At 67.3% G+C, this 14,744-nt stretch carries 10 protein-coding genes and 1 pseudogene; 7 read left to right on the top strand and 4 right to left on the bottom strand.

What is annotated here, in order from left to right; genetic code table 11:
• The first annotated feature begins 260 nt into the window (after positions 1-260).
• Together U9978_RS07310 and U9978_RS07305 are read left to right on the top strand one after the other, a co-directional pair.
• Positions 261-1,892, top strand: a complete 1,632-nt coding sequence (locus tag U9978_RS07310) for an Eco57I restriction-modification methylase domain-containing protein (protein ID WP_322760295.1) — start codon at positions 261-263, stop codon at positions 1,890-1,892.
• Between the two features lie 24 nt (positions 1,893-1,916).
• Positions 1,917-2,918, top strand: coding sequence for a glycosyltransferase family 4 protein (locus tag U9978_RS07305; protein ID WP_322760294.1), 1,002 nt, complete (start codon positions 1,917-1,919; stop codon positions 2,916-2,918).
• 59 nt (positions 2,919-2,977) lie between these two features.
• On the opposite strand, the gene U9978_RS07300 is transcribed toward U9978_RS07305, so the two are convergent.
• The 3 genes from U9978_RS07300 to U9978_RS07290 form a co-directional block, all read right to left on the bottom strand.
• Positions 2,978-4,405, bottom strand: coding sequence for a glycoside hydrolase family 130 protein (locus tag U9978_RS07300; RefSeq protein WP_322760293.1), 1,428 nt, complete (start codon positions 4,403-4,405; stop codon positions 2,978-2,980).
• 146 nt (positions 4,406-4,551) lie between these two features.
• Complete coding sequence (locus tag U9978_RS07295) at positions 4,552-5,565, bottom strand: glycosyltransferase (RefSeq protein WP_322760292.1); 1,014 nt, start codon at positions 5,563-5,565, stop codon at positions 4,552-4,554.
• Positions 5,562-6,755 carry a glycosyltransferase gene (locus tag U9978_RS07290; protein ID WP_416210884.1) on the bottom strand — a complete coding sequence of 398 codons (1,194 nt, stop codon included), beginning with the start codon at positions 6,753-6,755 and terminating at the stop codon, positions 5,562-5,564. Before U9978_RS07290 ends, U9978_RS07295 begins: the two co-directional genes overlap by 4 nt.
• A gap of 1,073 nt (positions 6,756-7,828) precedes the next feature.
• On the opposite strand from U9978_RS07290, the gene U9978_RS07285 reads away from it, so the two are divergent.
• Together U9978_RS07285 and U9978_RS07280 are read left to right on the top strand one after the other, a co-directional pair.
• Positions 7,829-8,806, top strand: coding sequence for a M48 family metalloprotease (locus tag U9978_RS07285; protein WP_322760290.1), 978 nt, complete (start codon positions 7,829-7,831; stop codon positions 8,804-8,806).
• Between the two features lie 71 nt (positions 8,807-8,877).
• Complete coding sequence (locus U9978_RS07280; RefSeq protein WP_322760289.1) at positions 8,878-9,564, top strand: DedA family protein; 687 nt, start codon at positions 8,878-8,880, stop codon at positions 9,562-9,564.
• Positions 9,565-9,698: 134 nt separating this feature from the next.
• Here the strand turns inward: U9978_RS07280 and U9978_RS07275 are convergent, their stop codons facing one another.
• Positions 9,699-10,295 carry a TerD family protein gene (locus U9978_RS07275; RefSeq protein WP_322760288.1) on the bottom strand — a complete coding sequence of 199 codons (597 nt, stop codon included), beginning with the start codon at positions 10,293-10,295 and terminating at the stop codon, positions 9,699-9,701.
• Positions 10,296-10,554: 259 nt separating this feature from the next.
• Between U9978_RS07275 and U9978_RS07270 the strand changes: the two are divergent.
• From U9978_RS07270 to U9978_RS07260, 3 genes and pseudogenes are all read left to right on the top strand, one after another.
• Positions 10,555-11,652, top strand: a pseudogene (locus U9978_RS07270) (MMPL family transporter); the annotation flags it as partial.
• A gap of 70 nt (positions 11,653-11,722) precedes the next feature.
• Positions 11,723-12,172, top strand: a complete 450-nt coding sequence (locus U9978_RS07265) for an MMPL family transporter (RefSeq protein ID WP_322760287.1) — start codon at positions 11,723-11,725, stop codon at positions 12,170-12,172.
• 1,318 nt (positions 12,173-13,490) lie between these two features.
• Positions 13,491-14,726: an efflux RND transporter periplasmic adaptor subunit gene (locus U9978_RS07260; RefSeq protein ID WP_322760286.1), complete on the top strand. Its 1,236-nt coding sequence runs from the start codon at positions 13,491-13,493 to the stop codon at positions 14,724-14,726.
• The last annotated feature ends 18 nt before the right edge of the window (positions 14,727-14,744 follow it).

Raw genomic sequence — 14,744 nt, 5'->3', positions numbered from 1 at the left:
AAGCCGGGCGAAGCGGGAGCCTCGGTGCTTATCTGCCCACGGTCACGGTCTACCGGCACAGCTCTGCCGCTCCCACTGGCGACTGCCGACGACCCCGAAGGGACAGACCGCCCTTCTCCTCCCGGATCGGGTAACTGTAGCCAATCCGCCCCTATCGGCGGCAGACCACCCGCATGCTCGCCGACTACTGTCGTGGTGTGGTAGCTCGCCAGGTGTCGGTTCCCGGCTCCTTGCCGCTGCCGGGGTCCACGCCGGAGTCCATGCAGGAGGCTCTGCGCCATGGCGAGGTCTCCACTCGCCGATGGGTCGTCGAAACCATCCTCGACATGGTCGGCTACACACCCGACAAAGATCTTACCGCGACGACGATAGTTGAGCCGGCATGCGGTGCAGGAGCCTTCCTCGGGCCGATATCTGAGCGTCTGAGCGCGTCCTGTCGGACACATGACCGCTCCCTGCTGGATGCGGTCCATGCGATAGAATCTTACGATCTTCTTGATCATAACGTCCAGTCGAGCCGAGATCGTGTGATGCAGCACCTGCTCGCGGCTGGATGGGATCATGCGGTTGTGGAAAAGGTTGCCGCCAGCTGGATCAGGCAGGAAGACTACCTCCTACGGAAAGACGATGCTCACAAAGTCGACTTCGTCGTGGGCAACCCGCCCTATATTCGACTTGAAGACGTCCCGGATGAACGCATGGCCGCCTACCGGACAACCTGCCCCGCCATGGGCGGTAGGGCGGACATCTACATCGGTTTCTACGAAGTCGGCCTGCGGAGTCTCAAACCGGGTGGTCGGCTCGGGTTCATTTGTGCCGATCGTTGGATGCGAAACCAGTATGGGCGCAGACTTCGCGAGATGGTGAACCGCCAATACAGCATGGATATCGTACTGACGATGCACGATGTGGACGCTTTTCACGAGCAGGTGTCAGCCTACCCGGCCATAACCATCATCAGGAACGCCCGTCAGGGTTCGGCCATCGCCGCCGACACCACTCAATCCTTCGGGCCTCTTCAGTCTGAAGAACTTCGCCGCTGGGTCAAGAGGGCGGATCAGCCAGGAATCAGCACGCCGTCCTACCATGCAGCTCGGTTGCCCCGCTGGTTCCCCGGCGGGGATTCATGGCCCGTGGGCTCGCCCGCGCGACTGGCCATGCTAGAAGACCTCAGTGATCGATTCCGACCCTTGGAGGACGAGTCGACCCGTACCCGGGTGGGTATCGGTATTGCTACCGGCGCCGACGATGTTTTCATCACCAACAATATTGATCGCGTCGAGATGGAGGAGAGTCGCCTACTCCCGCTCGCCATGGTCCGAGATACCGCCGGTGGTGTGCTTCGTTGGAACGGCTCCTACCTGGTGAATCCGTGGGATCCGCAGGGAGGACTCGTCAACCTCGCTGATTTTCCCCGCCTTGCCGCATACTTCGAGCGCCACGGTGGCGTTTTGCGTAACCGTTACGTCGCCAGGAGGCAACCTGCCCGCTGGTACAGAACCATCGACAAAGTCGACCATCAGCTTATCGCGAAGCAAAAACTACTTCTTCCGGATATGAAGTCGACCATCCATCCAGTTTTGGATCAGGGTGGTTTGTACCCTCATCATAACCTGTACTACATCGTTTCAGACGGATGGGAGCTGCGAGTACTCGGGGGTCTGTTGCTGTCCAAGGTGGCCGAGGCTTTCGTGACGGCCTACGCCGTGAAGATGCGCGGTGGCACCCTGCGGTTTCAGGCGCAGTACCTTCGCAGGATTCGCGTACCGGATCCACTGGAAATCAGTAAGGTAGATTGTGTCGCCCTGGCTGATGCGTTCGACCGACGAGACGTGGCGGCGGCTACGCGGGTTGCGCTGCGCGCATATGGGCTCACCGAACTTCCCGAGTAGGCGGATCGAGTAGGGTTTGTCCGTGTGAAGGTGGCACTGTTGGCGCCGGTGGCGTGGCGTACCCCGCCGCGGCATTACGGCCCGTGGGAGCAGATCACCAGCCTGATCGCGGAGGGTTTGGTTGAGTGCGGGGTCGATGTCACCCTCTTCGCGACGCTGGACTCGCAGACAGCCGGCGCGCTTGACGGCGTGTGCCCGCACGGGTACGCGGAGGATCCGGCCCTCGATGGTCGGGTGTGGGAGGCGCTGCACGTTGCGCACGCCCTGAGCCGTTCGGGTGAGTTCGACGTGGTGCACAACCATCTCGACTGGCTACCGCTGGCGTTCGCGGCGCACGTCCGGGCGCCGATGGTGACGACCGTCCACGGCTTTTCGGACTCGCGTATCGTCCCGGCGTACGCGCGGGCGGGGTCGGCGTACGTGTCCATCTCCGACGCCGACCGCCGTCCGGAGCTGGACTATGTCGCCACGGTCCATCACGGTATCGACATGGCGGCGCTGCCGTTCTCGGCCGTCGGCGGGGAGGACCTGGTCGTGCTCGGCCGGATCCATCCGGACAAGGGCACCGCGGTGGCCATCGACATCGCCCGCCGTGCCGGCCGGCGGCTGGTGATCTGCGGGATCGTCCAGGACGAGCGCTACTTCGCCGAGCGGGTCCAGCCGCATGTCGACGGGGACCGGGTCCGTTACCTCGGCTCGGTGGGGCCGCGTCAGCGCGCGGAGGTGCTCGGTTCGGCGGCGGCCCTGTTGCATCCGGTCGCGTTCGACGAGCCGTTCGGGCTGGCCGTGGTCGAGGCGATGGCCTGTGGGACACCCGTTGTGACCTATCCGCGGGGGGCTATGCCGGAGGTGGTCGACCAGGGCGTTACCGGCTACCTAGTAGACGGGCCGGCGGCGGCCGCGGCCGCGGTGGAGCGAGCCGCCGGGCTGGACCGCGGTGCCTGCCGTGCCACAGTGCAGCGACGGTTCTCCGCGGCACGCATGGTCGCTGACTACCTCACCGTCTACCGGCGGCTGCTCGGCTGACGCAGGGTGATGCGGGCTGATGCTGGCTGACGCGGGGTGACGTGGGTTGCGTCGGTGGCTCACGCCGCCCGCTCGCCTGGACGGGTCATGCGGGCGAGAAGCGGCTCGACCGGAACGCTGGCCACGCCGACGCGGCTGTCGCTGATTCCGTAGGGCAGCCAGAGGCGGCCGTCATGGATCAGGCCGCCGCAGGAGTAGACGACGTTGGGGACGTAGCCGTCGCTATCGGATCGGGTCGGGGTGAGCAGCGGCTCGGGTAGCGTCGCCAGCACGGTGGTCGGGTCGTCGAGATCGAGCAGGATCGCCCCGATCGTGTACGTGCGCATCGGTCCGACGCCGTGGGTGAGCGTGAGCCAGCCTGACGGTGTCTCGATGGGTGACCCGCAGTTGCCGACCTGGAGCAGCTCGAAGGAGGCCCCGGGCGAGTGGACCGGGCGCCCCAGTTCCCACGCCTGCCCGTCGTCGGAGGTCGCAACGCTGGTGGTCTCGCCGTCGGAGCGGCACAGGGCGAGACGCCGGCCGCCGACGGGCCGGGGGAACAGTGCCATGCCCTTGTTCTGGGCGGCCGGGCCCGTGAGCGGCGATGCGGTGAAGACCCGCAGGTCAGGGCTGGTCAGCAGCCGGGGGGTGATCTGCCGGCCGTCGTAGGCGGTGTAGGTCGCCCGGTAGTCGAGGGTCCCGTCCGGCGCGGCGAAGCGGACGAACCGCGCGTCCTCCATGCCGTTGGTCTCGGCGGCGACGGCCGGCCACAACACGCGCTGCGCCAGGGCGGTGGCCGGGGGAAACTCGACCCGCCGCAGCGACGCGGCGATCGAGCGGATCCCGGCCAGGATCCCCGGTGCCTGCGGCCGGCGGAGCAGGTCAGCGGGCACCCGGGCGAAGGCCCGTTCGAGGTCGTCCCCGGCGGCCGCAGTGTCGAGCCTGTCGAGGACCGCCCGCGTGACCTCGTCGTCGAGCCCGTCTGCGGCGAGCACCGTGCGCAGCCGCCCGGGCTCCCAGTCTGCCGGCACGGCCAGCCCGGTGGTGAGCGGACCGGTGCGCGGTTCCAGGCGTACCGTCGGGCCCGGACCGACCACGCCGACGGCGAAGCCGATCGAAGACAGGTGACCCTCGCCGATGGCACGCAGACTCAGCACCACCCGCAGCGCTCCCGGCGGGAGTCCGGACTGGTCGGGATGCGGCACGGCAGAGGGGTTGGTGACAGCGGCACCTTCCACCGCGTACTCGGCGGTGAAGCACGCACCGAGCAGCAGCATCCGTGCCGTCGACAGCTCCGCGGGTGCCCGCACCCGCGACGCCACCACCGCGGCGTGCCGCGCCAGGATGCCCTGGTAGTCGTGGTGGCGGGGGCCGAAGAGCGCCAGCAGGTGGGCGACGAGACCTGCCACCTCGTCCTCGGCCACGGCGAGCACGCGGTCCACGATTCCGGCGGCTCGGGACTGCACCTCGCCTTCCTCCTCGCCAGGGAGGAACAGCTTCGCGATCACCCGGCTCGGGTCCACGGACAGTCCCCTGAGTGGATGCCGCGTAACCAGGCTGGCCTCTACGCTCGGTGTCGGTTCGTTCCGTCGGTCGGTTGCTTCGCGGTCATCCCGGCCCCTCGGATGCTCACTGCGCTCCCGCCCCCCGACGCTCACGGCGCCGCCAGCAGGCGGCGGGCGTGCTGGGCCGTCGAGAGCAGGGCGAGGGTGGACTCCGCTCCCTGATTGGTGTTACGGCCGTCGGCCTCGAGACCGTCGCAGCAGCCACCGGTGGTGGTGTCGACCAGCGGCGTGACGCTGTCGTTGTCGCCGAGGAACCACGCCTGAGCCCGGCTCAGACCGGTCAGCCACCAGGACTGGTCGGTCAGGTCATAGGCCCGGGCGCAGGCGTCGGCGAGGGCCGCCGCCTCGATGGGCTGCTGGTCGAAGCCGGGCCGGCCACCATCCCCGGCTCGACGGCCGCCCACGGGGGTCGGCGACAGCCGCCCGGCGGAGGTCTCCAGATCGAGCAGCCATGCCAGCAGCCGAAGACCGTTGGCGAGTGCCGCCTCGTCCGGCAGGCAGACACCGGCGAGGATGAGCGCTTCGGGCACGGCCGCGTTGGCGTACCGCAGGGACGGCTCCGGCCAGGGCCACGCCGGGTCGGTACTCGGCGGACCGATCACGGTGACGGCCGCGGCGAGCAGCGCCCGGGCGGGCTCGTCGTCGGGGTATGCCAGGAGCACCTCCCCGGCACCCAGCGCAGCGAACGTCATCGCCCGCGGCCAGGGGGACCGGCGCTGCGCGCTGGCCCGGAACCGGGCGAGTGCCGTGACCCGCAGGTTCAGGGTGGGTGCCCGCGCCGCCGTGGTGCCAAGCCCCCACAGGGCCCGGCCCCACCAGTCGCCGAGACCGGGCTGGTCACGCCACCGCCCGTCGGTGTCACGGCGGTTGCGCACGGTACCGTCCACAGCCTGCGCCGCGGTCACGAAGGCGAGGTAGCGGTTGAGGAGGCGGACCTGCTCAAGCGGCGGATCCGGCTCGCGGGCGAGGACGACGAGCCCGCGGGCGACGTCGTCGACGCAGTACCCGTGCTCCCGGCGCGGGACCGCCCCCAAGGCGTGCTCGAACAGGCCGATGTCGTCGCTGAGCCGGAACAGATGGGCGAACGAAACGACAGCGGTCACAGGGTCGCCGTCACCGCTGCCGCGGGCCTGTCGGTCATGCCGCTTCCCGTCCGGGCGATCAGCCCGGCGGCCAACTGCCGGTAGCGGTCGGCGACCGTGGGCCACAACAGCTCGGGCGCGCGCGCGGCTGCGGCGCGGACCAGCCCCCTGGCAATGCCGTTGTCGCCGATGACGCTGCGTACCGCCGTCGCAATCGCCGCCGGGTCGCGGTGCGGTACCAGCAGGCCGACGCCGTCACCGAGGAGCTCGACCGCGTGCGGGAAACGGGTGGCGACGATCGGTTTGTGCGCCGCGACCGCTTCGATGAGGACGCCGGAGGTCACCTGGTCGCGGGAGTCGTAGGGCAGCAGTATGACGTCGGCTCCGCGCACCATCTCAGCCAGCGACGCCGCGTCGAGGTAGCGGGCATCGAACACGACCGAGCCGGTCACCCCCAGCTGGCGTGCCTGCGCGGCCAAACTGTCGCGATACGCCGTTCCCTCCCGTGCGAGCACCTTGGGATGAGTCTCGCCTGCCACGAGGTAACGCGGGGCCGGGACGAGATCGGTCAGTGCGGCCATCGCGGCGATGCCCCACTCGATGCCTTTGCCCGGCCCGATCAACCCCCAGGTCAGCACCGTAGGTCGGCCGGCCCGCACCGACAGGGCCGTCCGGTTGTCGTCGGCCCGGTTGTCGTCGGCACCGTGCGGGATGACTGACACGGCGCGTGGGTCGACCCGGTACCCGGCGACGAGCCGGACCCGCGCCGTCTCGGTCATCACGACCACCGCGGCAGCCGCCGCGGCGACCGCCTCCAGGACGTGGCGCTGGTGCCGGGTCGGGTGCACGAGCACCGTGTGCAGGACGACGATCACCGGGACGTTGAGGTCGTGGAGCACCGCGAGCACCTCGTCGCCGTCCCGGCCGCCGTAGACGCCGTACTCGTGCTGCACCACCACGACATCGAAACGGTTCAGCAGGCGCGCGGCACGTGCCGGACCGTCCCGCGTCCCGGCCACCAGCTCCCCGACCACCGCGATTGGAGCGGTCTGCGGCGAGACGGCCGTGCCGGGACGATCGAGCAGACGAACCACCCCGCTGGACCCCCCGGCCACCGGGCCGGTCAGCTGTTTGTGAAGAGCCGCCGTGAATGTGGCGAGCCCGCACTGGGTCGGCGGATAAGTACTAAGGAAGCCGTAACGCAGGGCCACAACGGTGCCCACCTTCCGATCGGCGCCGGCAGAGCGCCGGCGGGCACACAAGTGTCGAACCCACCGGGATCAGCAGTCTGCCCACCGAAGCGACGAGAACGTCCAGAAAGAAAGTAACAAAAACGACGTTCCAGGCCGCAGTTCGGGCCCCATCGTGCCAGGGGCTGGCACTCGAAATTGATGAGTGCTAACGCATGTATAGCCCTCGGCGTACACAAAAGCAATGGGGTACCCATCCGCGGTGACGTTGCCGCGGCCGCCAAAACTCACCGATTCGCCGTCGACCGCCGACCCTCGGTGACCACCGAAGAGGACAAACCCGGATCGTCCGTCAAGGTCATCCATGTGTCGGAGGTCTCGTCGAATGGGGTCCGGACGAGGATGGTCGGCCCAGGGGCACTCCCCGCGGGGCGGGCGGCCATGTCCCGTTCGGCGGGGATGTGATGATTTTCCGGCGGCTCCGGCTGGGGAGCGATTCCGATCCAGGATGCCGCGGAAATGGCCGATGGGGAATGTAGGCGTCGTCGGTTCGCCAATGTCTGGAACCGGTCGGTGCAGGCTGCCATGGATTTACAGTAAAGAACCTCGTTGTCCTGATCGCGGCTCCCTGCGGAGACCTGACGACGCTATTCTTGTAATCGGTGGCGTTGCACGGCCCGGCGCTTTTTGCGGCCAGCTCGCGTTCTTGAGATGGTGAGCGCGAGCAACGTCTCGACCAGCGTCGACGGTGTCCAGATGCCCAGGAGGAGGGGATGAGGAGTAGGTCGGTTTTGTCGTTCTGGTGACCGGTTCCACCTACGACTGCCCCGCGGAACGCACATAGGTCGGTCAGGGGGTGGGTGCGTAGGCTGGCTGCCAGGGCACGGACGCTGCGGGCCCGGTCGGACCGGAAGATTTGATGAGCAACGCGGCGGCGGTCGCGACATGCTGCGCGACGGCGAATGCCGGGCAGGGCCACTGTTCGTGGCTGGAGTCCGCGATGGGAAGGTCCGATGGTGGGGGTTGCATGGTCGACCGGGCATGGTCGACCATGCCCGGTCCGGTCCACCGGTGCGAACGGCGGGGATTAGCCGATGCGGATAAGTGTCTACCTGGCGTTGGCCGCGTCCGTCCTGCTCACGGTGGTCGCTCCGGCGGCGGGACGGCGGCTGCCACCGGGACGGGCGGCAGCTGTCCTCGCCGTGGCGGCGGTCACCGCCGGTTGTGGATGGGCGTGGGATCTCGCTTTGTTGGCCTGGACGTTGATCGGTCAGTTGGGGGTGGTCCGGCGCTTTGGACATTGGTCCGGTCCGGTTCTGGCCGCTCATGATCCGGTGCCGCCGGTCACCGCCGGCGTCGCTGTCGTCTTGGTCTGTGTCGTAGCGGCCACGACGGCGGTTTCCGCGCTGCGCTGCGGCCGGGATGTGAGCTGGCTGCTGCGTACCGCACGCCGTGCCCCCGTGGTTGCCGCTGGAGGTCTTGTTGTTGTCGATGATCCGGCGCCGGCGGCACTCGCTCTGCCGGGGCGACCGGGCCGGGTGTTGGTGACTTCGTCGTTGTTGCGTGCGTTGTCCGCGGCTGAGCGGCGGGTCCTGTTCGCGCATGAGCAGTCACATCTTCGGCATGCTCACCTGGGTTACCGGCTGCTGGTTCGTCTTGCCGCCGGTTTGAACCCCCTCCTGTGGCCGATGGTTGCTGATTGTGACTATGTCCTGGAGCGGTGGGCGGATGAGGATGCCGCGACTGCGGTTGCTGATCGTGGTCTTGCGGCGGCGGCGCTTGCGCGTGCCGCTCTGGCTACGAATGCCAGCGGTACGGGCACGGCACGGGCAGGCACAGCACGATCGGGCACGGGACCGTCGTCGGGCGCAACCGGTCCCGCAATGTCGGCGTTTCAGGAGCATACGGTGACCCGTCGGGTTGCCGCGCTGCTTGGTCCACCTCCACCGTCGCGGTGGTTACCTGCCGTGGGCCCAGCTGTCCTCGGGCTGATCGCCGCGGTGTGCGCTGTTGAAGCCGGTCGCGAGATCGACCGGATGTTCGATCTTGCTCTGTATGTCTGGCCTCGATGACCACGTCATTGATGACCACACCATTGATGGCCATACTCTTGATGACTATGGCCCCGACAATCACGGCCCCCATGAGTATGGCCCCGATCGCCGCCGCCGTAACGCTCACCGCGACGCCGGGTACGACTCTGCTCCACCACCTGCTGGTCCTACCCGCACCGGCCGTCTACGCTATCGTCGGTGCCCTCGCTTTCGCCGAGGCCGCGCTCTTCGTCGGATTCGTGCTGCCCGGTGAGACTGCGGTGGTACTCGGTGGGGTGCTGGCGAGCCAGCATGTGGTCAACCTCGGCGGCATGGTCGCGGTTGTGATCGTCGCGGCCATCCTCGGTGACTCGGTCGGCTACGAGGTCGGCAGGCACTTCGGCGAACGGATCCTGGCCCTGCCATTCCTACGGCACCGCCGCCCGGCGATAGACCGTGCCCGCGCCTACCTTCGGACCCGTGGCGGGCGGGCGGTGTTCGCCGGCCGTTTCACCGCGTTCCTGCGCGCGGTCATGCCCGGCCTGGCCGGTGTTTCCCAGCTGCCCTACCGCCGTTTCTTCGTCTTCAACGCGGCCGGCGGTATTGTGTGGGGAGCTGGCTTCACCCTGTTGGGCTACGTCGCAGGCGCGTCTTATGCCAGTGTCGAGAAGGCGGCCGGATGGGCCTCCACCGGCTTGCTCGCTGTGTTTGCCAGCGGCTTGCTCGCCGTGCACCTGTACCGCCGCCGGCACAATCGTGTCACCGACGACCAGCCCGACACGTTACCACCGGGTTAGGGCGTGTCTGATGGATATCGGTCGATGCGTCGCGCACGCGGTGTGTCGACCATCTGTCTGCGGCGCCGCGGCCGCCGTCCCGACCGGCCTACCGTGACCGATCAGCGTCATACCCGCCGCTGCGGGCCAGCTGGTCAGACGTCGAGGCCGTATTCGCGTGCGATGCCCGTCAGGCCGGTGACCCGGCCCTCGCCGAGTGCGCGGAACGTCCAGCCGGTGCCTTCACGAACGACTTCCCCGAACAGCATTGCGGTCTCGGTGGCCGCTTGGGTCGTCAGGTCATAGCGGGCGACCTGGGTGCCACTGTCCGTGTCGAGGACCCGGATGTAGGCGTTGCGGACATCGCCGAAGCTCTGCTGCCGGTCTTCGGCATGGTAGATGCTCACTGGGAAGACGATCCGGGTGATGCTGCGGGACAGCCGGTCGAGATGGATGTCGATCTGCTCGTCGTCGGCGTTTTCGCCGGATTCGTCGCCGTCTGCCTCACCGGTCAGGTTGTCACCCCGGTGGACGATCTCACTCAGTGGGCTTGACAGGTTGTTGAAGTACACGAAGAAATCCCGTGATGGTGCCCGGCCATCCGCGGTCAGTGCGATCGCGCTGGCGTCCAGATCGAACTCGGTCGAGCCGGTGAGATCGGGGTCCCAACCCAGGCCGACCGTGATGTGGGTGAGGCCCGTTCCCTTCGAAAGCAGGGCAACCCCGGCGCCACTGCGTCCCCCGATGTCCACAGATTCCTCACCCTCCAGCGGTGTCCGCCGTCCCTGTGGTAACAGAATCACTATCTGCATAGTGCGCGGTCACGAGCCTGTCCGGAATGTGACATGCGTCCCACGGCTGATGTCCTGGGCGTCTCAGGCATTCCGGGCATGTTGCTGCTCCCGCTGTCGTCACGCGTGGGGGCCGGGGCGACCGCGGTGAGATCCACCGGAGCACCCTCGATCCGGTCCGCTGCTGCGAACATCCATCAGGACTGATCAATTTTCCTCGATGGCGGCGAGCTCGTCGTTGTGTCAGGGTGAGGGCGACGCGGCAGCGCGCTGTCGGGTGATGTGGATACGCGCCTCGTGTGGCAGAACACGATGCATTCGAGCAGTTTCCGCGCCCGCGGTGCTGTTTTGCCCGGTGCCAGCGGCGGATATCGAGAATCCGAACGGCATGTCGTCGCGCCCAACGTCTGGAGGAATGGTGTTCGACAGACTCGGCGGGGCCGTCGTCGCACATCCGTGGCGTATTATCGTGGCGTGGGTCGCGGTTGCCGCCTTCGTCATAATTCCGTCGCCGGATCTGACCAGGTTCACATCGAACAACAACTCGTCGTTTCTGCCCGGCTCCTACCAGTCCGTCCAGGCCGAGAAGGTGGCTCAGGAGAATTTTCCCGCGGTGGCCGGCGCAAGCGGACTCATCGTGGTGAATCGCACCGACGGCGGCGTGCTCACCGCGTCCGACCAGCAGAAGATCTCGGCCCTTGCCGCGTCCCTCAGTGGGGCTCAGATCCCAGCGGTTACCTCGGTCGCGACCTCGGCGTCCTATCTCTCCGGGGACGGGAAGGCCCAACTCCTCCAGGTCGTCTTTGCCGGCCAGCCCGGCGACCAGGGCCCGAACGTGGCCGTCCCCGACGTGCGGGATCGTACAACGGCCTTCTTCGCCGGGTCGGGGCTGCAGGGTGGCCTCACCGGCAATGCGGCGATCAGCGTCGACAGCACGAATGCTTTTCGGAATGCCGAGAAAATCATCACCGTCGCAACCGTTGTCCTGATTCTTCTACTGCTCGGATTCGTGTTCCGTAGCCCGATTATCGCGGTCCTACCCATAGTGATCATCGGTGTCGTCCATCAGCTGGCGGAGGCTGTCACCGCGGACCTGGCGGATTGGCTGGGCTTCGTGGTGGGGCCCGAGCTCGCACCCTTGTTGCTGGTTGTGATGTTCGGCGTCGGTACGGACTACATCGTTTTCCTCCTGTTCCGTCATCGGGAGCGTGTTTCCAAGGGTGACGGCGTGCTGGCCAGCCTCCGCTATTCGGTGGTCCGGGTCGGTGAGGTCATCACGTCGGCGGCGGCCACCGTGATGGCCGCGTTCGCCGCACTACTGGTCGCCAGCCTGGAGTCGCTCCGAACGCTGGCACCCGGCCTCATCGTGGGGGTCGCTCGGGGCCATTGTGCTCGTCTTCCTGGACGGGTTCGGTTTCACCGGGCTCGACTTCACGATACCGATCATCGTCTACCTGTTCGTGATGGCGATCGGAACCGATTACAATATATTGATTGCGTCGCGTCTGCGGGAGGAATTCAATGCAGGTGAAAAACCCAGGAGTGCCGCCCGACTCGCCATCGAGCACGGGGCGCCCGCTGTGTCGGCCGCCGCACTCGTCCTGGCCGGCACATTCGCCTCGTTGCTCCTGACCGGAATCCAGCTACTGGAGGAAATCGGTTTGGCCGTCGCCCTGGGCGTGCTGCTGGCCGCGAACGTCCTTGCCACCAGAATCGTGCCCACGCTGGCCGCACTGCGAGGATGGCACTTCTGGTGGCCACACAAGCTACACACGCGGACGGCGACGGCCAGGGATGATCTGTTCCCGGCAAAGGAGCTGTCCGGCGGGCGGCAGTAGTGCTGGGCGGCAGCCTGCTTCGTCGGGTGGTCGTCGGCTTCTCGGAGCTATTGTGGTGATGTTGATCTGTACCCTCTCCGTCCGAGAAAAGGTAAGGCTTGATCGCTCCGTATGTCAAGTACGTCCACATGTAGCACATTTACCGTCCCGTCCGCGCGATGTCGGACCCGCTCGGCGTGGGCGTCGCACCCGATCGCCGTCGGAAAAAGGTACGTCGCCGCGCCGGGTCTGGTAGGGTTCGTAGCGTACTCGGCGGTGACGCAGGGTTGCGCCCGTACGAGCTTACCCGTACAAGCTTACATTGGGTCGAAGTTGGGCTAGGGTAGGAGTCACGCTAGCGCGGAGCGGCGCGAGTGCAGGGTCGTCGTCGAAGGTGACGGGCACAAGCCCGCGCCGGGCGGTACGGATAGGAAACCAGAAGTCTCTGTCCTGCTGGCAGGTTGTTCGTGGCGTTCCCGCTGCGGAGATGGCGGCGCGACTGGTGCCTGTACGCCGGGTGCTGGCATATGAGGCCAGCGGGTGTTACTCGACCTTTGACGTCGTCCATCACCTGCCGGGCGTTCTAAAAACCGTTCCGCTTCTGACCGGCACGAGATTCGGATGAGATGGAGTACGCCTATGGCATCACGGTCGCTTTTTTCGTCACCACAGCCTGCTGTCGAGTCCAGGACGTGGCAGCGTCCAGCGGGACCGGGTCTGCCGCTGTTTCAAGAGCCGGTGTACCCGCCGGGGACGTTCGGGCCTGGCGACGGACCCGACGGTGATGCATCGTATGGTGATGCACCGTACAGCGATGCATCGTATGGTGACACACCGTACGGTGACGTACCCGACAGCCAGACTCCGCCTGTGCTCGCGACTTCTGTGGGCGCGGCTCCGCGTACGCGCGTAGTGGGGAAAGGCACAGGGAGACGCCCGACGGCGCCGCGAACGGCTCACAGTGGCCGAGCAGGTCGGACAAGCCGATCGTGACAGTGAATCGTGCGGTGGCACCGCGTGAGGTGCGAGCGCAGTAACGTGATCCCGGCGGGGTTCGGGCGCTTGCGGGGTGCTCCCAGGTAGGGCTGTCGGGCGTGACACCCGTGCCGAAATCCCTACCAAGGGAAACGCAGACCAAACTGACTACCAACGGCGTATGCGGATTCGCACACGATGGACGGCGGAAAGCCGCCGGTCAGGAGTTCCACCGGATTTTCTCAGCAAATACCAAGACTCCTCCGCGAGGCTGAGGGACAGTGATCGAGATCGGCGCGAAGGCGTGCCCATCCCGACACGCGTAGGCGGGTTGCCTTACCCGCCGGGGCTTTCGGAGGAGCGGATGCACGTACGGCGCGCGCGCCTGCGGATCGGACGGAAGATGCTCGCCCTCGGGGCGGTGGCCGCCGTTGTCATCGTGGCTGGTTCGATTGCCGTCGGCCTGGCAGTCTCGCCGTCGGCCACCGGCAGCACCCCACGGCAGGTGGCGGCAAGTCTCGGGACGATCCGGCAGGCGGTTTCGGCTACCGGGGTCATCCAGGCCGCCCACGAGGCAGACCTGACCTTTGGTGTATCAGGCAAGGTCACTGCGGTTTCGGTCACGGTGGGTCAGCAGGTCACGGCGGGGCAGGCGCTTGCCACCGTCGACTCGGCGGCCCTGGCGGCCTCGGTCGCGCAGGCGCAGGCCAGCGTGGCCACCAGCCAGTCCCGTCTGTCCGCGGACCAGACCGCCGGAGCGTCCGACGCCCAGCTGAACGCGGACAACCAGACCATCACGGCGGCACAGGACGGGCTGGGCGCGGCGCAACGGTCGCTGGCGCAGGCGACCCTGACATCGCCGATTGCCGGCACCGTCGCGGCCGTCAATCTGACGGTCGGCCAACAGGTCTCCGGCGGTGGCACTACCGCGTCCGGCGGCGGAAGCGGCGGAAGCGGCGGAAGCGGCGGGTCGACGTCGGGGTCCGCGTCGGCCACATCGACGTCTGCGTCGTCCGCTCAGGTGGTGGTGGTCGGTTCCGATGGTTATAAGATCACAACAACTGTCGACGATACCCAGATCGGCCAGATCAAGAGCGGCAACCAGTCGGTCATCACGCCGAATGGCGCCACCACCACGGTATTCGGGACGGTGGCCACGGTCGGACTGTTACCGACCCAGAGCTCTGGGGTGGCGACCTATCCAGTCACCATTGACGTCACCGGCACCCCTGCCGGGTTGCACCTCGGAGCGAGCGCCCAAGTGCAGATCATCGTCCGCCAGCTGACCGACGTCCTGACGATACCCACCGCAGCGCTGCACTACACCGGATCCCAAGCACAGGTGTATGAGCTGACCGGGAGCAAGCAAACGCTCCGGGCGGTCACAGTAGGCGTGAGCTCAGGCGGAGTCACGCAGATCACCGACGGGTTGGCAGCCGGGGACATGGTGGTGGTACCGGACTCGGCTCCGACGGGACGGGTGCGCGGCGGAGCGGGGACTCCGACCGGCGGCACCGGTGGCGGATTCGGTGCCGGCGGTGGTGGCGGTGGCGGTTTTGGTGGTGCTGGCGGTGGCGCCCGCAGCGGCGGGGTGGGCTGAGTCATGGCCCGGACCGAG

Origin of the sequence: Protofrankia sp. Cr2 (assembly GCF_963555885.1) — a bacterium.
GTDB lineage: Bacteria > Actinomycetota > Actinomycetes > Frankiales > Frankiaceae > Protofrankia.
Note: the sequence above shows the minus strand (reverse complement) of the source record. Positions and strands in the feature narration are given on the sequence as shown.

What these genes read in the sequence shown, in the direction of transcription:
- U9978_RS07310 (WP_322760295.1), top strand. Translation starts at nt 261, where the DNA reads ATGCAGGAGGCTCTGCGCCATGGCGAGGTCTCCACTCGCCGATGGGTC.
- U9978_RS07285 (WP_322760290.1), top strand. Translation starts at nt 7,829, where the DNA reads ATGCGGATAAGTGTCTACCTGGCGTTGGCCGCGTCCGTCCTGCTCACG.
- U9978_RS07280 (WP_322760289.1), top strand. Translation starts at nt 8,878, where the DNA reads ATGAGTATGGCCCCGATCGCCGCCGCCGTAACGCTCACCGCGACGCCG.
- U9978_RS07260 (WP_322760286.1), top strand. Translation starts at nt 13,491, where the DNA reads ATGCACGTACGGCGCGCGCGCCTGCGGATCGGACGGAAGATGCTCGCC.